This window comes from Bacteroides sp. K03, from assembly GCF_019734355.1.
In the GTDB taxonomy this organism is placed as follows: domain Bacteria; phylum Bacteroidota; class Bacteroidia; order Bacteroidales; family Bacteroidaceae; genus Bacteroides; species Bacteroides nordii.
In genome coordinates this window covers 15,613-36,365 of the sequence record NZ_JAASHC010000006.1, presented here as the reverse complement: position 1 = coordinate 36,365, position 20,753 = coordinate 15,613, and the positions used below count along the sequence as shown (strand labels likewise).

At 41.6% G+C, this 20,753-nt stretch carries 17 protein-coding genes; 15 read left to right on the top strand and 2 right to left on the bottom strand.

Annotated features, from left to right (window positions below; genetic code table 11):
- The first annotated feature begins 23 nt into the window (after positions 1–23).
- The 10 genes from hisH (at position 24) to HCG69_RS06415 (ending at position 12,613) form a co-directional block, all read left to right on the top strand.
- On the top strand, positions 24–614 hold the full coding sequence (gene hisH, locus HCG69_RS06460; RefSeq protein WP_221649371.1) for an imidazole glycerol phosphate synthase subunit HisH: 591 nt from the start codon (positions 24–26) through the stop codon (positions 612–614).
- An 82-nt stretch (positions 615–696) separates the two neighbouring features.
- A complete protein-coding gene (hisA, locus tag HCG69_RS06455) occupies positions 697–1,416 on the top strand; it encodes a 1-(5-phosphoribosyl)-5-[(5-phosphoribosylamino)methylideneamino]imidazole-4-carboxamide isomerase (protein ID WP_221649370.1) in 720 nt (239 codons plus the stop codon).
- A 48-nt stretch (positions 1,417–1,464) separates the two neighbouring features.
- Positions 1,465–2,226, top strand: coding sequence for an imidazole glycerol phosphate synthase subunit HisF (hisF, locus tag HCG69_RS06450; RefSeq protein ID WP_221649369.1), 762 nt, complete (start codon positions 1,465–1,467; stop codon positions 2,224–2,226).
- 116 nt (positions 2,227–2,342) lie between these two features.
- Complete coding sequence (hisIE, locus tag HCG69_RS06445) at positions 2,343–2,951, top strand: bifunctional phosphoribosyl-AMP cyclohydrolase/phosphoribosyl-ATP diphosphatase HisIE (protein ID WP_002561500.1); 609 nt, start codon at positions 2,343–2,345, stop codon at positions 2,949–2,951.
- Positions 2,936–3,631 carry a cell division ATP-binding protein FtsE gene (locus tag HCG69_RS06440; protein ID WP_002561501.1) on the top strand — a complete coding sequence of 232 codons (696 nt, stop codon included), beginning with the start codon at positions 2,936–2,938 and terminating at the stop codon, positions 3,629–3,631. Before hisIE ends, HCG69_RS06440 begins: the two co-directional genes overlap by 16 nt.
- Positions 3,632–3,662: 31 nt before the next feature.
- On the top strand, positions 3,663–4,982 hold the full coding sequence (locus tag HCG69_RS06435; RefSeq protein WP_221649368.1) for an aspartate kinase: 1,320 nt from the start codon (positions 3,663–3,665) through the stop codon (positions 4,980–4,982).
- 107 nt (positions 4,983–5,089) lie between these two features.
- On the top strand, positions 5,090–6,250 hold the full coding sequence (gene lysA, locus HCG69_RS06430) for a diaminopimelate decarboxylase (protein WP_221649367.1): 1,161 nt from the start codon (positions 5,090–5,092) through the stop codon (positions 6,248–6,250).
- Between the two features lie 144 nt (positions 6,251–6,394).
- A complete protein-coding gene (locus HCG69_RS06425; RefSeq protein ID WP_221649366.1) occupies positions 6,395–6,874 on the top strand; it encodes a ferritin in 480 nt (159 codons plus the stop codon).
- A gap of 218 nt (positions 6,875–7,092) precedes the next feature.
- Positions 7,093–10,359 carry a carboxypeptidase regulatory-like domain-containing protein gene (locus HCG69_RS06420; RefSeq protein WP_221649365.1) on the top strand — a complete coding sequence of 1,089 codons (3,267 nt, stop codon included), beginning with the start codon at positions 7,093–7,095 and terminating at the stop codon, positions 10,357–10,359.
- A gap of 10 nt (positions 10,360–10,369) precedes the next feature.
- Positions 10,370–12,613, top strand: coding sequence for a sensor histidine kinase (locus HCG69_RS06415; protein WP_221649364.1), 2,244 nt, complete (start codon positions 10,370–10,372; stop codon positions 12,611–12,613).
- 38 nt (positions 12,614–12,651) lie between these two features.
- On the opposite strand, the gene HCG69_RS06410 is transcribed toward HCG69_RS06415, so the two are convergent.
- Both HCG69_RS06410 and kbl read right to left on the bottom strand, forming a co-directional pair.
- The gene (locus tag HCG69_RS06410; protein ID WP_002561509.1) at positions 12,652–13,053 is read right to left on the bottom strand and encodes a DUF2721 domain-containing protein; all 402 of its coding nucleotides are present in this window, start codon (positions 13,051–13,053) and stop codon (positions 12,652–12,654) included.
- 152 nt (positions 13,054–13,205) lie between these two features.
- Positions 13,206–14,393, bottom strand: coding sequence for a glycine C-acetyltransferase (gene kbl, locus HCG69_RS06405; protein ID WP_221649363.1), 1,188 nt, complete (start codon positions 14,391–14,393; stop codon positions 13,206–13,208).
- A gap of 134 nt (positions 14,394–14,527) precedes the next feature.
- Between kbl and HCG69_RS06400 the strand changes: the two genes are divergently transcribed.
- From HCG69_RS06400 to HCG69_RS06380, 5 genes are all read left to right on the top strand, one after another.
- Positions 14,528–15,481, top strand: a complete 954-nt coding sequence (locus HCG69_RS06400) for an NAD-dependent epimerase/dehydratase family protein (protein ID WP_025867600.1) — start codon at positions 14,528–14,530, stop codon at positions 15,479–15,481.
- The gene (locus tag HCG69_RS06395; RefSeq protein ID WP_221649362.1) at positions 15,481–16,335 is read left to right on the top strand and encodes a DUF4348 domain-containing protein; all 855 of its coding nucleotides are present in this window, start codon (positions 15,481–15,483) and stop codon (positions 16,333–16,335) included. The genes HCG69_RS06400 and HCG69_RS06395 overlap by 1 nt, the downstream gene beginning before the upstream one ends.
- Before the next feature lie 615 nt (positions 16,336–16,950).
- On the top strand, positions 16,951–17,952 hold the full coding sequence (gene murB, locus HCG69_RS06390; RefSeq protein ID WP_221649361.1) for a UDP-N-acetylmuramate dehydrogenase: 1,002 nt from the start codon (positions 16,951–16,953) through the stop codon (positions 17,950–17,952).
- A gap of 48 nt (positions 17,953–18,000) precedes the next feature.
- Positions 18,001–18,768, top strand: a complete 768-nt coding sequence (locus HCG69_RS06385) for an MBL fold metallo-hydrolase (RefSeq protein WP_221649360.1) — start codon at positions 18,001–18,003, stop codon at positions 18,766–18,768.
- A 53-nt stretch (positions 18,769–18,821) separates the two neighbouring features.
- A complete protein-coding gene (locus HCG69_RS06380) occupies positions 18,822–20,453 on the top strand; it encodes a DUF3352 domain-containing protein (protein WP_221649359.1) in 1,632 nt (543 codons plus the stop codon).
- The last annotated feature ends 300 nt before the right edge of the window (positions 20,454–20,753 follow it).

Sequence of the window (20,753 nt, the reverse complement as noted above, 5' to 3'; positions counted from 1 at the left end):
TGTCAACTGTCAACTAAATAAGGATGAATGTTGCAGTAATAAAATACAATGCCGGGAATATCCGCTCTGTAGACTATGCTTTGAAGCGTCTTGGAGTGGAGGCTGTGATCACTGCCGATAAGGAGGTGCTGCAGGCTGCCGATAAGGTGATTTTTCCGGGAGTAGGACAGGCTGAGACTACCATGAATCACTTGCGGGCTACCGGGATGGATGAATTGATCAAGAATCTCCGTCAGCCGGTGCTGGGTATTTGCCTGGGGATGCAGTTGATGTGTAGTTATTCTGAAGAAGGGGATGTGGACTGTTTGGGAGTTTTTGATGTGCCGGTAAAACGTTTTATCCCACACAAGCATGAGGATAAGGTGCCACATATGGGCTGGAATACGATAGGACATCTGAATAGTGAACTTTTTAAGGGTTTCACGCAGGATGAATTTGTCTATTTTGTACATAGCTTCTATGTACCCGTTTGTGATTTTACGGCTGCCCGGACAGATTATATACATCCGTTCAGTGCTGCTCTGCATAAAGATAATTATTATGCTACACAATTTCATCCTGAAAAGAGTGGTGGGACAGGAGAGAAGATATTGAGAAACTTTTTGGATCTATAACTTTCATGATTATACGATGGAGAGTACAGTCTGATGTATTTTCAATCGTCAAATCGTAAATCGTCAAATTGTAAATAATAATATGATTGAAATTATTCCAGCTATTGACATTATCGATGGGAAATGCGTTCGCCTTTCTCAGGGAGATTATGACAGTAAAAAGGTGTATAATGAGAACCCGGTGGAAGTGGCCAAGGAGTTTGAAGCCAACGGTATTCGTCGCTTGCATGTGGTAGATCTTGACGGGGCTGCCTCTCATCATGTGGTAAATTACCGTACGTTAGAGCAAATAGCTACCCGTACTTCTCTTATTATCGATTTTGGTGGTGGGGTAAAGAGTGACGAGGATCTTATTATTGCTTTTGAGAGTGGTGCAGAGATGATAACCGGAGGAAGTATAGCTGTGAAGAATCCTGAACTGTTTTGCCGTTGGATAGACAAGTATGGCAGTGAGAAAATTATTCTTGGTGCCGATGTCAAAGATCATAAGATTGCTGTCAATGGCTGGAAAGATGAAAGTGCCTGTGATCTTTTCCCTTTCCTGAAAGAGTATATCCATAAAGGGATAGAGAAAGTGATCTGTACGGATATCAGTTGTGACGGTATGCTTGCCGGACCTTCTATTGAACTGTATAAAGAGATACTTGCTGAACACCCCACTCTCTATCTGATAGCAAGTGGTGGAGTCAGTAACATGGGTGATATTGAAGCCCTCCATGAAGCCGGAGTGCCTGCCGTTATTTTTGGCAAAGCGCTTTATGAAGGACATATTACCCTGAAAGATCTCTACCGTTTTTTATAGTATTTTCAATCGTAAATAGTAAATTGTCCAATCGTAAATATTAGTATCGTGTTAGCAAAAAGAATTATTCCCTGTCTTGATATAAAAGATGGACAGACTGTAAAAGGAACCAATTTTGTCAACCTCCGTCAGGCAGGTGATCCGGTTGAACTGGGACGTGCTTATAGCGAACAGGGAGCTGATGAACTGACTTTTCTTGATATTACCGCCAGCCATGAAGGACGTAAGACCTTTGCCGAATTGGTGAAACGAATTGCTGCTAATATTAATATTCCTTTTACAGTGGGAGGAGGGATCAATGAATTGAGTGATGTGGATCGTTTGCTGAATGCCGGTGCCGATAAAATATCTATAAACTCTTCTGCCATTCGTAATCCGCAATTGATTGATGATATAGCAAAGCACTTCGGTTCGCAGGTTTGCGTGCTTGCCGTAGATGCCAAGATGACTGAAAATGGTTGGAAATGTTACCTGAATGGCGGCCGTATAGAAACAGATAAAGAATTGCTGGCGTGGACCAAAGAGGCTCAGGAACGGGGTGCCGGAGAGATACTTTTTACTAGTATGAATCATGATGGTGTGAAGACCGGATATGCCAATGAAGCACTTGCTTCGCTTGCCGGGCAACTTTCTATACCTATAATTGCTTCGGGAGGGGCAGGTGCGATGGAACATTTCCGGGATGCTTTCACTCTTGGCAAAGCGGATGCTGCGCTGGCTGCCAGTGTTTTTCATTTCGGAGAAATCAAAATTCCCGATTTAAAATCGTATCTTTGCAGCCAGGGAATTACTGTAAGAAGGGAGAATTGAGAGGAGAGAAGGGAGAAGTAATTTCAATCGTAAATCGTAAATCGTAAATCGTTAACGTACCTATGTGTTAAAAAATAAATAATGGTCATGACCGTAGGGAATAAATTGTAAATAAAATGTTGGATTTTGATAAAATGAATGGGCTTGTTCCCGCTATCATACAAGATAATGACACCCGTAAGGTGCTGATGCTTGGTTTTATGAATAAGGAAGCTTATGACAAGACAGTAGAGACCGGGAAAGTAACTTTTTTCAGCCGTACCAAGAATCGTCTCTGGACCAAAGGAGAGGAGAGCGGTAATTTCCTGAATGTGGTTTCTATCAAAGCCGATTGTGACAATGACACACTGTTGATTCAGGTTAACCCGGTTGGCCCTGTATGTCATACAGGTACAGATACTTGTTGGGGCGAAAAGAATGAAGAACCTGTAATGTTTCTCAAACTGCTGCAGGATTTTATTGATAAGCGTCACGAAGAGATGCCGGAGAAATCTTATACTACCAGCCTTTTTGAATCGGGTATCAATAAGATAGCTCAAAAGGTGGGCGAAGAAGCGGTAGAAACAGTTATAGAGGCTACTAATGGAACCAATGAACGGTTGATTTACGAAGGATCCGATTTGATCTATCACCTCATCGTGCTGCTAACTTCTAAAGGCTATCGCATCGAAGACCTGGCACGCGAATTGCAGGTAAGACATAGCGCCTCATGGACGAAGCACTGATTACATATAACAATGTAGAGATACATCAGCAAGAACTTTGCGTGCTGAGTGACGTTACGTTACAGTTGCACAAAGGTGAGTTTGTATATCTGATAGGTAAGGTAGGGTCGGGAAAAACGAGCCTGCTCAAAACCTTCTATGGTGAACTCGATATCGCTGATGGTGAAGCGGAAGTGTTGGGATATAATATGAAAACGATCAAACGTAAGTACATCCCGCAACTGAGGCGTAAACTTGGTATTGTCTTTCAGGATTTCCAGTTGCTGACAGATCGTACCGTATATAACAATCTTGAGTTTGTGCTTCGTGCTACCGGCTGGAAGAATAAACAGGAGATAAAGGAGCGTATTGAAGAAGTATTGCAGTTGGTAGGCATGAGCAACAAAGGTTACAAGTTGCCTAACGAACTCTCCGGAGGTGAGCAACAACGTATTGTTATTGCGCGTGCCGTACTTAATTCACCTGCTATTATCCTGGCAGACGAACCTACTGGAAACCTGGATGTGGAAACAGGAAAGGCCATTGTGGAATTGTTGCATAGTATTTGCGAATCGGGTTCATCTGTAGTGATGACTACCCATAATCTGCAGTTGTTGCGCGAATATCCCGGACGTGTATACCGGTGTTCGGAGCATCATATCAATGATGTGACGGATGAATTTACAGAGAAAAATAATTAATATACATACTAATTTTAATACAGTAACGAAAATGAAAGTTTTAAAGTTTGGAGGAACTTCCGTAGGCTCTGCACAGCGGATGAAGGAAGTAGCCAAATTGATTACCGATGGTGAAAAAAAGATTGTTGTTCTTTCGGCTATGTCGGGTACAACAAACACATTGGTGGAGATTTCCGACTATCTGTACAAGAAGAATCCGGAAGGTGCCAACGAGATTATCAATAAGCTGGAATCTAAATATAAACAGCACGTTGATGAACTTTATGCTACCCCGGAATATAAACAGAAAGCGCTGGAAGTTGTCAAATCTCATTTCGACTACATTCGTTCGTACACGAAGGATCTCTTCACATTGTTCGAAGAGAAAGTAGTACTGGCACAAGGCGAGCTGATTTCTACTGCCATGGTAAACTTCTATCTACAGGAGTGTGGCGTGAAGTCTGTACTGCTTCCGGCTTTAGAATTCATGCGTACTGACAAAAACGCAGAGCCCGATCCTATCTATATCAAGGAGAAATTGCTGGCACAACTGGAGCTCTATCCGGATGCAGAGATTTATATTACGCAGGGGTTCATTTGTCGTAATGCTTATGGGGAAATTGATAACCTGCAACGTGGTGGTAGCGACTATACTGCTTCTTTGATTGGTGCGGCTATCAATGCTTCTGAAATACAGATTTGGACAGATATCGATGGGATGCATAACAATGATCCGCGTATTGTAGACAAGACTTCTCCGGTGCGTCAGTTGCATTTTGAAGAGGCTGCTGAGTTGGCTTACTTTGGTGCCAAGATTCTTCATCCTACTTGTATTCAGCCAGCTAAGTATGCTAATATTCCGGTACGTTTGCTTAACACAATGGCTCCTGAGGCTCCGGGTACATTGATCTCTAATGATACGGAGAAAGGAAAGATTAAGGCTGTAGCTGCTAAAGAAAACATTACTGCTATTAAGATTAAATCCAGTCGTATGTTGCTGGCTCACGGATTCTTGCGTAAAGTATTCGAGATTTTTGAAAGTTATCAGACCTCTATCGATATGATCTGTACTTCAGAGGTGGGTGTGTCTGTTACCGTAGATAATACCAAGCATCTGAATGAAATACTGGACGACTTGAAGAAATATGGTACGGTAACGGTTGACAGAGATATGTGCATCATTTGCGTGGTAGGAGACCTTGAATGGGAAAATGTAGGTTTTGAAGCCAAAGCGCTTGATGCGATGCGTAATATTCCGGTACGTATGATCTCTTTCGGTGGTAGTAATTACAACATCTCCTTCCTTATCCGTGAGTGTGATAAGAAGGTAGCATTACAATCGCTGAGCGATATGTTGTTCAACGGAAAATAATAATCACATATCTACTATAGAAGGCACAGAGGACACAGAGGATTAAAAGAAATTCAAACTCTGTGCCCTCTGTCCTCTCTGTAGTAGACCTAAATAAAGTATCTTTTATGAAAGGAATATTCCCTATTGATAAATTTCGTGAGTTGCGTACCCCTTTTTATTATTATGATACAAAAGTGCTGCGTGACACACTGACTGCTATCAATAAAGAAGTAACCCGTTACGAACATTTTGACGTGCATTATGCTGTGAAAGCAAATGCAAACCCGAAGATACTCACCGTCATCCGTGAGAGTGGATTGGGTGCCGATTGTGTAAGTGGCGGCGAAATACGTGCAGCTATTAAAGCTGGTTTCCCAGCACAGAAGATTGTATTTGCCGGTGTGGGGAAAGCCGATTGGGAGATCGAACTTGGATTGGATTATGACATTTTCTGTTTTAACGTAGAATCTATTCCTGAACTGGAAATTATTAACGAACTGGCTGCTGCCAAAGGAAAAGTGGCAAACGTTGCTTTTCGTATCAACCCCAATGTAGGTGCACATACCCATGCAAATATCACTACCGGACTTGCTGAGAATAAGTTTGGCATCAGTATGGAAGATATGGATAAAGTGATAGATGTGGCTTTGGAGATGAAGCATATCAACTTTATCGGTCTGCACTTTCATATTGGTTCGCAGATACTTGATATGGGTGATTTTATTGCTCTTTGTAACCGGGTTAACGAACTGCAGAATAAACTTGAGGCACGCCAGATTTTTGTAAAGCATATTAATGTGGGTGGTGGACTTGGTATTGATTACGATCATCCCAATCGCCAGCCAATCCCTGATTTCAAGGCTTATTTTGCTACCTATGCAGGCCAGTTGAAGTTGCGTCCGCATCAGACATTGCATTTTGAACTGGGACGTGCAGTAGTGGGGCAGTGTGGTACGCTTATTTCTAAGGTGTTGTATGTGAAGCAAGGCACCAATAAGAAATTTGCTATTCTCGATGCCGGAATGACGGACTTGATTCGTCCGGCACTTTATCAGGCACATCACAAGATGGAGAATCTTACTTCTGATGAGGCGATGCAGACTTATGATGTAGTAGGTCCTATTTGTGAATCGTCTGATGTTTTCGGTAAAGCGATCGATTTGAATAAAGTGAAACGTGGTGACCTGATTGCTCTCCGTTCTGCGGGTGCATATGGCGAAATTATGGCTTCATCCTATAATTGTCGTGAACTGCCGAAAGGTTATACATCGGATGAATTAGTCTAAAAAAATAAATTTGTTTAGAACAAATAAGAAGCATCAATTGTTTTTATATAAAATGAATTTTGATTTTACAGATAGTGATTTATCGATGTTTATATTTCTTGTGAAATCAAAGTAAGGAGTTTAATTCACTAATATATAATTATTATGATGACAGAGAAATTACAGAAAGTTCTGAATGAGCAAGTTACGGCAGAAATGTGGTCTGCTAACCTTTATTTATCTATGTCTTTCCACCTTGAAAGAGAGGGGTATACCGGTTTTGCTTCCTGGTTGAAAAAGCAATCACAGGAAGAGATGGAGCATGCTTATGCTATTGCCGGTTATATCATAAAACGTGGTGGTATAGCAAAAGTAGACAAAATCGATGTGGTGCCTACCGGATGGGGTACACCATTGGAAGTTTTTGAGCATGTATATGAACATGAATGCCACGTTTCTAAAATGATTGACGACCTGGTAGCCATTGCTTCTTCCGAAAAAGACAATGCCACACAAGATTTCCTTTGGGGCTTTGTTCGTGAGCAGGTAGAAGAAGAAGCTACTGCTATGGAGATTGTAGATAAAATCAAACGCGCAGGTGAGGCAGGTGTCTTTTTTATTGATGCTCAGTTGGGTAAGCGCTGATCGAACTATTCTTTTCACATAAAAAGGTCCCGGACAATTCGTTCGGGACCTTTTTTATGTAAGAAAAATGTTTGTTTGTTATCCGATATTTTCTTTGTATAGGAATAATAAGATTTTTTTAATGTAAGCCCCCATATTTTTACAAAATTTATCTATCTTTGCTCCAATTATCATAAAGAAGATAAAAGATCGTTTATCTTTTTTATAAAGTGGAAAGCATGAACAAAATAATATTTCTAATTTGCTGTTTATTTTGCTATACAGTGAGTTATGCTCAGGTTACCACCTCTTCTGTGAGTGGTCTTGTATCAGATGAAAATAAAGAACCGCTACCTGGTGCTGTTGTTATGGCTATTCATGAGCCTTCGGGAACTCAATATGGAACTATCACTAATCTTCAGGGGAATTATCAATTGCAGGGAATGCGTATCGGTGGGCCTTATCGGATTGAAATATCTTATGTTGGTCATCGCAGAGCTGTATTTACTGATATCTATTTGAGGTTGGCTGAGAATTACTCATGTAATGCTTTGCTGAGTTCATCGACAGAATTGGATGAGGTGGTGGTCGTAGGAACGTCTTCAAAGTTTGCCGGAGAGAAAACAGGTGCTTCCACACATATAACTATTGAGGATATCAATCGGTTGCCAACCATTAACCGTAGTTTGAGTGATATTACAAAACTATCACCTTATGCCAGTGGTAGTGGCTTTGGAGGACGGGATCAGAGAATGAATAATTATAGTATTGATGGAGCAAACTTTAATAATACTATGGGACTGGATGGAGCTGTCTTACCGGGCGGTGGTAATCCGATTTCCATAGATGCATTGGATGAAATCCAGGTGAGTATTGCTCCTTATGATGTGCGGCAGACTAATTTTATCGGAGCATCTGTCAATGCTGTGACCAAGAGTGGTACGAATCAGTTTCGTGGTTCTGGGTATATGTATGTTAAGAACGAGAATCTCCGTGGGAATGAGGTGAATGGAGAAGATTTGGGTGAACGTGCTGAAGAGCGACGCAATATCTATGGCTTTACTCTGGGAGGGCCAATTGTGAAGAACCGGCTTTTCTTTTTTGCCAATGGAGAGTATGAGAATGAACCGAAGCCAATGCATAAATGGAAACTTTCTGCTGATGGAACCGAAGATGTTGAGCATTTGATATCGCGTGTTACCGACGCGGACATGCGTCGCTTTTCCAATGACTTGAAAACAATGTACGGTTATGATACAGGTTCATGGACCGACTTTAGCGGAGGAACAAATACTTACCGTGCAATGGCGCGTATGGACTGGAATATTTCAGAACGCCATAAACTCATGGTACGTTATAACTATACTTCCCAGCAGAAAGATAATAATGTAGTGGGCGCAGCTTTAAATATAAATGGGGCTCCGGTGGGCCGTTACTCTATGACCTTCCGAAATTCTACTTGGAAGCAGTCGAATAATGTGAACTCTTTGACAGCCGAATTGAATAGCCGGTTGGGGATGATGATGAATAATAAACTATTGGTAAGCTATACTTTTAATGACGGCAACAAACGTAAATGTAACGGAGACTTCCCGACAGTAGATATTATGAAGCCTGACGAAGGAGGGATAAACCGTGCTTTTATGAATGCCGGTTACGATCAGCATGCATGGAGAAATGGTATTACAGAAAAAGTATGGGCTGTTACCGATCATTTTTCTACGCAGCTAGGGGCGCATAATTTAGGTGCTGGACTTAGCTTTGAGTCACAAAATGTATCCAACTGCTACATGCGCTATGGAGCAGGATATTACCGGTATGCCAGCTATGATGACTTTATTAACCGGATGGCTCCGATTGCTTTTGCAATGACCTATTCACTGACAGGAGAAGATCGTGCATTATCGGCTGTACATTACAATCAGTTTTCAGTATATGCACAGGATGATTATAATGTATCTTCCCGTCTGAAACTTGTGTATGGTGTCCGTATGGATGTTCCTTTCTATGTAAATAAGCGATATGAGAATCCTTCTATTACCGGATATGATTTTAACGGAAAGACATTGAGTACTGGTAGCTGGCCTAAAGCCACTCCGCTCATTTCTCCGAGAGTGGGTATTAATTATGATTTGTTGGGTGATAGCCGGCTCAAACTGCGTGGAGGTACAGGGCTTTTTACCGGTCGGTTTCCTTTAATTTTCCTTTCAAAGATGCAGGAAGGAAGTGGTATACTGCAGACAACGGTTTCGACAACCACTGTGGGAGACCCTTTGCTTACTGCTCTGGCCGGAAGTATTCGTATGCCCCAACAAGTGTTACAGGAAATAGCTCCTCAATTTCCTGACCGTTTCCCGACGGAACCCGGAGCTGTAAACAATATTATTACAATCGACCGTAATTTCAAGATGCCTCAGGTATGGAAAACATCACTGGCCTTGGACTATCAGTTGTTATTACCCTTTAAGGCAGATATGACTTTGGAAGGAACTTTCATCAAGGATATCAATGCCATTTTACAGCAGAATGTTAATGTGATAGCTTTGGATGACCCAAAGATGTCTACTTTTTCAGGTCCTGACAAACGTTATCGTTATCCGGGAAATGATGAAAAATACATTCATCCGGAAATTACGGATGCTATGTTGATGACGAATACGCATAAAGGATATAGTTACAACCTGAGTGCTACATTGCATATGATGCCGGTAAAAGGGCTGAATCTGATGGCATCTTACACCTACACTTGTTCACGTACACTTTCCAATAATCAGAGTAATCAGATAGATGGGGCTTGGAAACAGGAAGCTTCTGTACAGGGAGCCAACTACCTGGCTTTACATAATGCTTCCTATCTGTATTCTCCTCATCGGTTGATAGCAGAAGCATCGTATGCTATACGGTATGCACATAATTATGCAACGTCTGTTTCTATTTTCTATACCGGACAACGTGAAGGTTCTTATTCTTATCTGTACGATAATGATATGAATAATGACGGTTATATATTTGATTTGATGTATATTCCGTCCAATTCAACAGAACTGAACTTTCAGGACCAGAAAGTAGGGGATCGCACATTTACAGCCGAAGAACAACGGGATGCCTTTTGGACTTTTGTAAATCAGGACCCTTATCTTAAAAAACATAAAGGAGAATATGCTGAAACAAACGGAGCATTTTTGCCTTGGGTTAATCGTATCGACTTACGTCTCACGCAGGACTTCCGGGTAAAAGCCGGGAAGACAATGAATACTTTACAGTTTAGTGTAGACATCATGAATATTGGTAATTTGTTGAATAGTTCCTGGGGAGTGTCAAAGAGTGTCAGAACTAATAAGTTGTTGAACTTTAGGGGAGTAAATTCTGCAAATGAGCCGGTTTATACTATGGTGACACAGTCGAATGACGGAATCGTTACATTACCTTCGGAAACGTTTATGTCCAATCGTTTATCCGGTAATTGCTGGCAGCTTCAGTTTGGTATACGTTATATCTTTAATTAGTAAAAAATACATGTATAAGAAATTTCTTAAACTTACATATTTGCTTTTTTTGCTGTTATCTGTTACTGGGTGTTCAGAGAAAGATACACATCGTATACTGGTTGTTCATGCCTATGAATTTAGCTATGCTGCCTATCCTGATTTTAATCGTTTGATAGAGGAAGATTTTAATAAATTAGCCATTGATCCGGATATAAGGACACTCTACCTGGATTGCGAGAGCTATCAGGAGCAGCCTGAACTGGAGAGAATGAGAAGATTACTTAGTTCATTAAAGGATTGGAAACCGGAAGTAATCTTGGTGAATGAGGATCAGGCTACCTACTCATTACTGAAGTGTGGACATCCTTTGGTAAAGGAGGTTCCGATAGTGTTTGCCGGTGTTAATTATCCGAACTGGGAGTTGATAAAACAATATCCTAATGTGACAGGATTTTATGATAAGATAGATTACAGGACGAATTTTCATGTTGCGAAAGAATTGTTTGGAGAAAATGTACGTCCTTTTGCAATATTAGACAAAACTTTTCTTGACAGGGCTATACGGGATGATATGAAGGAGCAGCTGAAAGACGAAAAGGTAACGGGGATAGTCCATCCCGAATATAATAATGCAAAAAGAGATTCATTAGTTAAGAAAGAAGGCTATACACCTTTCAATGCAATGGCTGCGAGAGGTAGTAATTCTTATGGAGGTGCGCTTATATGGAGTCTTAGCAAATATGTCCCTAATGGATGTTATGTGCAGTTGAAGCGTGATTTTACGACGGTAAATATGGGAAATGTTTCAGCCAGTCCCGGGATGACGGTGATTAATGAGGCATTTGGATATGGTGAGAGATTACTGGGAGGATATATCACTCCGATAACTGTACAAGCAAATGAGGAAGTAAAGGTTGCTGTTCGTATTCTTAAAGGAGCTTCCCCGGCAGATATACCTGTATGTGAGAGTAAGAAAGAGTTTTTGATAGACTGGCAGGTACTGAAGCAGTTGCAGTGGGATAAGGAAAGGATTCCGGAGAAGTATCACTTTATCAATATGCCTTTCAAAGAACAGTATAAAGGAATCTGGACTGCATTGATGGTACTTGTTTTCATTTTGCTGTTTAGTATATTCAGCTTGTTGATGTTTCTTTATCTGCGTGAACAGAAACGAAAGAAAATGGCTCTTTATGCCTTAGCAGACGAGAAAGAAACGCTGGCACTGTCTATTGAGGGAGGGAATACATATGCCTGGAAATTACAGGATGAATGTATTGTACTTGAAAATGCTTTTTGGAAATCTATAAACGGACTACCCCGAAAGTTAACAATCGATGAATTGGAGAGTTATGTTCATCCGGAACAGCGTAATAAGTTTGAGTTGAACCGGGAGAGTTTGCCATTGGCAAAAAAGAAGATTGTACAGTTAAAGTGTGATTTTGACGGGCAGGGTTACCAATGGTGGGAGTTTCGTTATACAACTTCTTATTCGGTTTCCGGGCAGACTAAAACCGCTGGTTTACTATTAAATATTCAAACCATTAAAGACCGTGAACAAGAGCTGGAGGATGCGCGTCGTCTGGCTGAAAAGGCAGAGCTTAAACAGTCGTTTCTGGCAAATATGAGCCATGAGATACGTACACCTCTCAACGCGATTGTTGGCTTTTCAAATATTCTGGCTATGGATGATGATTTGGAAGAATCAGATAAAATGGAATATATAGATACTATTAACCGGAATAGCGAGTTGCTGCTAAAGCTTATTAATGATATTCTCGAACTGTCGCGTATTGAGTCGGGGAATATGACTTTTCAGGAGAGCAAATGCCAGATATCTGAGTTGGTTAATAGGGTTTACACTACCCATAAGGTATTGATTCCTGCTCAATTGGAGTTTATAGAAGAGATGGATGATATTCCGATGGAAATAGAAGTGGACCAGGATCGTCTGACGCAAGTGCTGACTAACTTTCTGAACAATGCGTCTAAATTCACAAAAGAAGGATATATTAAGCTGGGGTATCGCTATGTACCCGAAGAAAATCAGGTACGTATCTATGTGGAGGATACCGGTATTGGTATCCCTGTGGAAGAGCAACGTATTATTTTCAGTCGGTTCTATAAACAGGATGAATTTGCACAGGGGACGGGGCTTGGATTATCCATTTGCCAGTTGATTGTTGAGAAGTCCGGTGGGAGCATTGAACTTTGGTCCGAACCGTCTAAGGGAAGCCGGTTTACAGTGGTACTTCCCTGTCACGTTGTATCTTAAATTGTGATTTCTAAGACCGCTGTCGGTTCATACTTTGGTCAATTTATCTTTTTTTCCATTGTGCTCAGGTAGATCTCCAGTGAACGGGTAGATATTTGTATTTCCCGGAAAGAAACTCCCAATGAAGCTATCAGCAAGAGTAGTGCCAGTCCGAACACGTAGGCAGATAGTAATTGCAGTCCGATATAGATAAGAAACATGCTGACAACACAAAAGAACAGACTTGCAATGCCCAGCCCTTGCATGGTACGGGTCAGGTTGAGACGTTTGCGCAGATTCTCAATTTGTGCAACGGTGATGTCGGTAGGATTTTCCATATAACGATCACGCAATTGGCGTACCAGTTGGGCATACGACAGAAAACGATTCGTGTATGCTAACAGGATAAGTGAAACTGCCGAAAAGAGTAGGGCAGGCGTTGTGAGTGTAAGTTCTTCCATAATGTTTTTTTTAGTGGTATGTGGTTGAGAGTAGATGAGAGAGTAGTAAGTAGTCAAGTAGTAAGTAGACGATAGTGATTGAGTATCTGAATCACAGAAACCGGGCTATCGTCTACTTACTACTTGACTACTCTTAATTACTTATTTAAAGATCATTTCAGCACGCCAAGTTCTTTGCCTACTTTAATGAAGGCATTGATACACTTGTCCAGGTGCTCTTTGTCATGTCCTGCAGAAATTTGTACGCGAATGCGTGCCTGTTCTTTCGGAACTACCGGATAGTAGAACCCTGTCACATAAATACCTTCTTCGAGCATGCGGGCAGCGTAATCTTGAGAAAGTTTGGCATCATACAACATAACTGCACAGATTGCGCTCTGTGTCGGTTTTATGTCAAATCCGGCAGCCATCATTTTGTCACGGAAGTAGTTGACGTTCTCTACCAGTTTATCGTGTAACGCATTACTTTCTTTCAGCATTTTGAATACTTCAAGACTTGCACCGATAATGCCCGGAGCCAATGAGTTAGAGAACAGATAGGGGCGACTGCGTTGGCGCAATAGGTCGATAATCTCTTTACGTCCTGTGGTGAATCCTCCCAGTGCACCGCCAAAAGCTTTGCCCAATGTACCGGTATAAATGTCCACACGTCCGTAGGTCTTGTAGAGTTCGCTCACACCATGACCTGTTGCACCTACCACACCGGCCGAGTGAGATTCATCTACCATTACCAGTGCGTCGTATTTCTCGGCGAGATCACAAATTTTATCCATAGGGGCCACATTGCCATCCATTGAGAATACACCGTCTGTCACTATAATGCGGAACCGTTGTGCCTGAGCTTCCTGAAGACACTTTTCCAGTTCCTCCATATCAGCATTGGCATAGCGATAACGTTTAGCTTTACAGAGGCGTACACCGTCTATAATAGAAGCATGATTCAGTGAATCCGAAATAATAGCGTCTTCTTCTGTGAATAATGGCTCGAAAACACCGCCGTTGGCATCAAAACAAGCGGCATATAAAATTGTATCTTCTGTCCGGAAATAGTCAGAGATTGCAGCTTCCAGTTCTTTGTGAATATCCTGGGTCCCACAGATAAAACGGACGGATGACATACCATATCCGCGACGGTCCATCATCTTCTTTGCTCCCTCTATCAAACGGGGATTATTGGAGAGTCCCAGATAGTTATTAGCACAAAAGTTCAGTACTTCTTTTCCTTTTACAGTGATCGCTGCTTGTTGTGCACTTTCAATGAGTCGTTCTTCTTTATAGAGTCCGGCTTCTTTAATTTCAGCAAGTGTATTGCTGAGGTGTTCTTTCATTTTACCGTACATAGCGTTTGGAGTTTTAGTTTCTATGCAAAGGACATTATTTTTCTCCAAATTACAATGACTATTTGCTATAAAAGTGAAAAAAAAGTGCTTACTTTGCGCACCATTTAGCTTAATATACCCTATAAGTTGGAAGAATGAAAAATATTTTGGTAATTGGAGCTACCGGGCAGATTGGTTCGGAGCTCACGATGGAACTGCGTAATCGCTATGGAAATGAGAACGTTGTAGCCGGATATATTCCCGGTGCAGAACCTAAAGGAGAATTGAAAGAATCGGGCCCCGCGGCAGTAGTTGATGTAACGAACGCCGAAATGATTGAGTCCGTAGTAAAAGAATATAATATTGACACAATATACAACCTTGCGGCCTTGTTGTCTGTTGTAGCTGAGTCAAAACCAAAGCTTGCCTGGAAAATAGGTATTGATGGTTTGTGGAATGTACTTGAAACAGCGCGTATCCATGGATGTGCGGTGTTTACACCGAGTTCTATCGGATCGTTCGGAGCAGATACACCACACACGAAAACGCCGCAGGACACCATTCAGCGTCCGCGTACGATGTATGGCATTTCCAAGGTGACTACTGAGTTGTTGAGTGACTATTACCATAATAAATACGGAGTAGATACCCGTGCAGTTCGTTTCCCCGGAATTATTTCCAATGTGACCCCTCCGGGTGGCGGAACAACGGATTATGCTGTTGATATATATTATTCTGCCGTAAAAGGTGAAACCTTTGTATGTCCTATCGCCAAAGGTACGTTGATGGATATGATGTATATGCCGGATGCTTTGAATGCTGCCATCTCGCTGATGGAAGCTGATCCGGAGAAACTGATTCACCGTAATGCTTTCAATATTGCTTCCATGAGTTTTGATCCGGAGGCAATTTACGAAGCCATCCGTAGGCATGTGCCCGATTTCAAAATGATCTATCAGGTAGATCCTTTGAAACAGCGTATTGCCGATAGTTGGCCCGATAGCCTGGATGATACCTGCGCTCGTGAAGAGTGGGGGTGGAAACCGGCTTATGATTTGGAAAGTATGACAGTGGATATGCTTGAAAAATTAAGAGCTAAACTGAAATAATGAAAAAACTTATTGCGGGGGCTGTTGCCCTCGCTCTTCTTGCTTCTTGTGGAAACAAGAGAGCGAATCTTGACCCCTTCGCATCACTTACAAATGAGGTGGATTCGGTTCTTCACAGAGCTGATACGCTCCACCAATCAAAGACATCAGAGGGACCGAAGCCGATAGAGGCTGACGAATCATTCGATGACTTTATTTATAATTTTGCTTCCGATGACGAGTTGCAGCAGCAGCGCGTAAAGTTTCCGTTGGCTTATTATAACGGAGATGAACCTTCAAAAATTGAAAAGAAGTACTGGAAACATGATGATCTGTTTACAAAGCAGAGCTATTACACTTTACTTTTTGATAGCGAGGAAGATATGGATCTGGTAGGCGATACTGCGCTTACTTCCGTGCAGGTAGAATGGATCTTTATCCGTACTCACATGGTGAAGAAGTATTATTTCGAGCGGGTGAAGGGAGCATGGATGCTGGAAGCTATTAATCTGCGTCCTGTAGAGAAAGGGGATACTGAGGATTTTGTAGAATTCTTCGGACGTTTTGCAACGGATAGTCTTTTTCAATGTCGTCGTGTACGTCAGCCCTTGATGTTTGTAACTACTGATCCGGACGATGATTTTTCTGTTTTGGAAACAACCCTTGATCTTAACCAGTGGTTTGCCTTCAAACCGACATTACCTACCGATAGATTGTCGAATATTAATTACGGACAAAAGAATACTAATAATTCTTCTACTAAAGTTCTTGCCCTGAAGGGAATAGGAAACGGACTTTCTAATATTCTCTATTTCAAAAGGAAAGAAAATAGCGGAGAGTGGGAACTGTATAAGTTTGAGGATGTGAGTATTTGAGTGCTTCCCGCACAGGGAGGTGCGACAGGCGATGCTACATCGTCAAAACGTAGATGAACGTAGTTTTTCGCAAAGGGAAACAAATGATGATAAAGAACTACAGTCTTTTAATCTGCGTTAATCCTGTGTTAATCCGCGTTCCATCAGATAGATACTACTCTGTGGAACTCTGTGTTACTCTGTGGTGAATTTCCCTTATTTCTGATCCGTTTATGCTAAATGTTGTCTGCCATAACTATCCATCCCTTTCTCCGGTATTGATAAAGCCCCTTCTCGTGGAGCAACGTATGAAGCCTCGGTGTGTAACGTTGTTTTAGATGTACATGTAAAGCGGTACGACATGCGCATGTGGGACAGTACGACATGCGCATCTCATGCAGCTTTACATGTACATCTAAAACAAGACTGCGCACCGGGAAAAGGAATGTTCCTTTTTAAGAAAAAAAGCTATTTAGTCCCTTTCCATCAGTTTTGAACTTAATATTTTGTGTGGTTATTCTGTCTTTCTTTTGTATCAAGGCAAAAGAAAGAATAATTTCATTAATTTTGCGGCACAACAGATAAGAGGAATATAGTCGGTATATTCTTTTATTATATTGAATAATTGGTTAAATTATGAAACAAAAAAATTGCTCTCTTTTATCTCACAATACATTTGGCATTGATGTGAAAGCCGCCTGTTTATTGGAATATTCTTCTGTGGATGAACTCCGTGAACTGATACTTCAGGGGCTGATTGTTAAACCCTATTTACATATTGGTGGTGGAAGTAATTTGCTTTTTACCAAAGATTATCCGGGTACAATTCTTCATTCCCTCATTGATGGACTGGAAATTCTCGATGAGAATGAGCAGGAAGTACGGGTACGGGTAGGTGCCGGTGTACAGTGGGATGATTTTGTTGCCGAATGTGTTGCCAGGGGATGGTATGGAGCCGAAAATCTTTCATTGATTCCCGGTGAAGTGGGGGCAAGTGCTGTGCAGAATATCGGGGCTTATGGTGTAGAGGTAAAAGACCTGATTACGGCTGTGGTGACAATGAACATAGAAGGGGAGCAGCGTGTTTATAGCGTAGATGAATGCCAGTATGCTTATCGTGATAGTATCTTTAAGCGTGCGGAAATGAAAGATGTTTTCGTTACTCATGTATGTTTCTGTCTGAGTAAACAAGAGCATTATACATTGGACTATGGCACAATTCGTCAGGAGTTGGAGAAGTATCCGGCGGTGACATTGCCAATAGTACGCCGTGTGATTATCGATATTCGTAAGAGTAAATTGCCCGATCCGAAAGTAATGGGTAATGCCGGTAGCTTCTTTATGAATCCTATTGTTCCCCGAAAGCAATTTGAAGCTTTGCAACAGGAATATCCGCGTATGCCATTCTATGAATTGGCAGACGGAAGGGTGAAAATTCCTGCCGGATGGATGATAGACCAGTGCGGCTGGAAGGGAAAAGCATTAGGACCGGCTGCTGTACATGATAAACAAGCATTGGTGTTAGTGAATTGTGGCGGTGCAAAAGGTAGTGACATTATTGCGCTTTCAGATGCGGTACGGGCTTCCGTACGCGAAAAGTTCGGGATTGACATTCATCCGGAAGTAAACTTTGTTTAATGAATTATGCTATGCAGCTCATAATTCATCAATCATAAATTATAACTCATGAAGATAACAATATTAGGAAGCGGTACTTCTACAGGAGTGCCTGAGATAGGTTGTACTTGTCCTGTCTGCACTTCTTCTGATCCTCGTGATCACCGACTGCGTGCTTCTGCTCTTATTGAAACAGACGATACGCGTATACTTATTGATTGTGGCCCGGATTTCCGGACTCAGGTGCTCGGACTTCCCTTTAAGAAGATAGATGGAGTACTTATCACTCACGAACATTACGATCATGTAGGTGGTTTGGATGATTTGCGGCCTTTTTGCCGTTTTGGTGAAGTACCTATTTATGCTGAGCCACATACGGCGGAACGTCTGCGTACCCGTATGCCTTACTGTTTTGTGGATCATAGTTATCCCGGAGTTCCCAATATTCCGTTGCAGGAGATTGAAGAAAATCGTACTTTTTTGATTAATCATATCCCGGTAACCCCTTTGCGTGTAATGCACGGCAGGCTTCCTATTCTGGGGTATCGCATTGGGAATATAGGGTATATTACTGATATGCTGACAATGCCTGATGTATCTTATGAACAATTACGCCAGCTTGATGTTCTGGTGGTAAATGCGCTGCGGATTGCTCCTCATCCAACGCATCAGAACCTGGCAGAAGCCCTTGACACTGCGCGGAGGATTGGAGCTAAAGAAACTTATTTCATTCATATGAGCCATCACATAGGGCTTCAGGCGGAAGTTGAAAAACAACTGCCTCCCCATGTGCACTTTGCATCGGACGGAACAGAAATATTTTCGCAAAAGTTTTGATTCTTTAACGGAAATCCTTATTTTTGCCTGCAGTCGGTAAAAGAAGCAATATTATGAAACTTCGTACCTTCGTCAAAATAGCAATTACCACTTCTGTTGCGCTTTTGTGTACAGGTTTTGTTGTGTTCTCATTTTTCAAGTTGTCGGCAGCAGAAAATAAGGAGGACTTTGAACTTTATACACTTGTACCGCCTACGGCAACAGTTGTTTTTGAGACAGATGACATGTGTACCCTGGTACAGGAAATTAATGAACTGAACTGTAGTCGGGATAATAATTATTTGTATATTTCTAAAATTTTCTCTTATCTTAAACTGCATCTTTATACGCTTCTCGAGGATACTCCCCATGGGCTGAGCAGGCAGATGAGTAAAATGTTGCTTAGTTTTCATGAGCCGGATAACGATCGTAATCAGGTACTCTATTGTGCTCTTGGTTCGGGGGATTATGAATTGGTGGAAAAATTCATCAAAAAATATTGTTCGAGTACATTTCCTTCCAAATTGTTTGATTATAAAGGAGAGGAGATACGTATCTATCCTTTGCCGGACGATGATTTTCTGGCTTGTTATGTTACTTCCGGTTTTTTAGCTGTCAGTTATCAGAAGAAATTGATAGAACAGGTGATTGATGCACGTTTGTCAGGTAAGTCGTTACTTAGAGATGATTCTTTTTCTAAGATACATGCGGCTAAAAAAAGTAATGTGGCTGCCACGATTTATGCTCGCATGGAGTCGCTGGATATGGGTAAAATGACTGATGGTATCCGCTCGCATACGGATCTTGGCGGCTGGACAGAGTTTGATATGAAGCTCAATGGAGATGCTATTTATTTCTCGGGTATCAGCCATGATACGGATACATGTCTGACGTTTATGAACATGTTGCGTCAGCAACAACCGCTGGAGGGTTTTCCTGGGGATATTCTTCCGGTGTCCACATTCTTTTTCAGTCAGCGTTCGGTAAGTGATTTGCAGGCGATGTTCGATTTTACAAGTGGTCAGGAGTATGCTACAGCTACTTATTCGGATTATATCAGTGCACGTGATGAGGCGTTATTGTCTTATCTCAAAGAGAATGGTAAACATGATATAATGACTTGTCTTTTTCACCGTAATGATACTGTTACTTTTCCGGCTGCCGTGGCAAGTTTGCCTGTTGATGATGTGGTGCAGGCTGAACGAATGTTGAAATCGCTGATAGAGAATACCCCAAAGGAGGAAGATGCGCCTTCTGTACCTCCTATGACTTTTTGTTATACTTCTAATCGGGCATATACCCTCTATGTGCTGCCGCGTAATACGTTGTTTGCACAACTGACTGGTGTGACGCAATCTTCATTGTATGTTTATGCATGTTTGTACGATGGTCGGTTGTTGTTAGCTCCTGATTCTGAGAGCCTCTCTTGTTACATTGGGCATTTGGATAAAAAAGAAGTGTTGGAAGAATTGCCTGCGTATCAGGAAAGTGTATCAGGCTTATCTGATGTGTATAATTTTATGCTTGTTGCCGACTTGGGCAATATGTTTGCTCAGCCTGAAAGTTATGTCAGGCTTGTTCCAGGTTTTTTCTTCCGTAACCCTGACTTTTTCCGTCATTTTGTTCTTTCTGCCCAATTTACGAGTATGGATGGGCAGATTTATCCGAACGTAGTTTTGCAATATAAAGGGAGTGAGAACTATTGATTTTTTCGGGATAAAGATGCGCTTTTTAAGCTTCGTTTAGCTGGATAATTATTGTGTTAAAAGCTTCTGATTTCCGGGTGCTTTCTGAATTTCGTCAGAAATAATCCTAAAGTTTAATGTCGCTTTTTTTAATAATCAGTTGTGTATGGTCTTAATAACGTGCTTGTGCAATAACACGCGTAAAGATATAGAGCATAGAACTCACTCAAGAGAAGTGTGCGGGAATGCTTAATTTTCCTCGGGAGAAAAGCGGGATTTACTCCCGAGGAAAGTAAGGGTTTACCAGGGATAATACAAAAA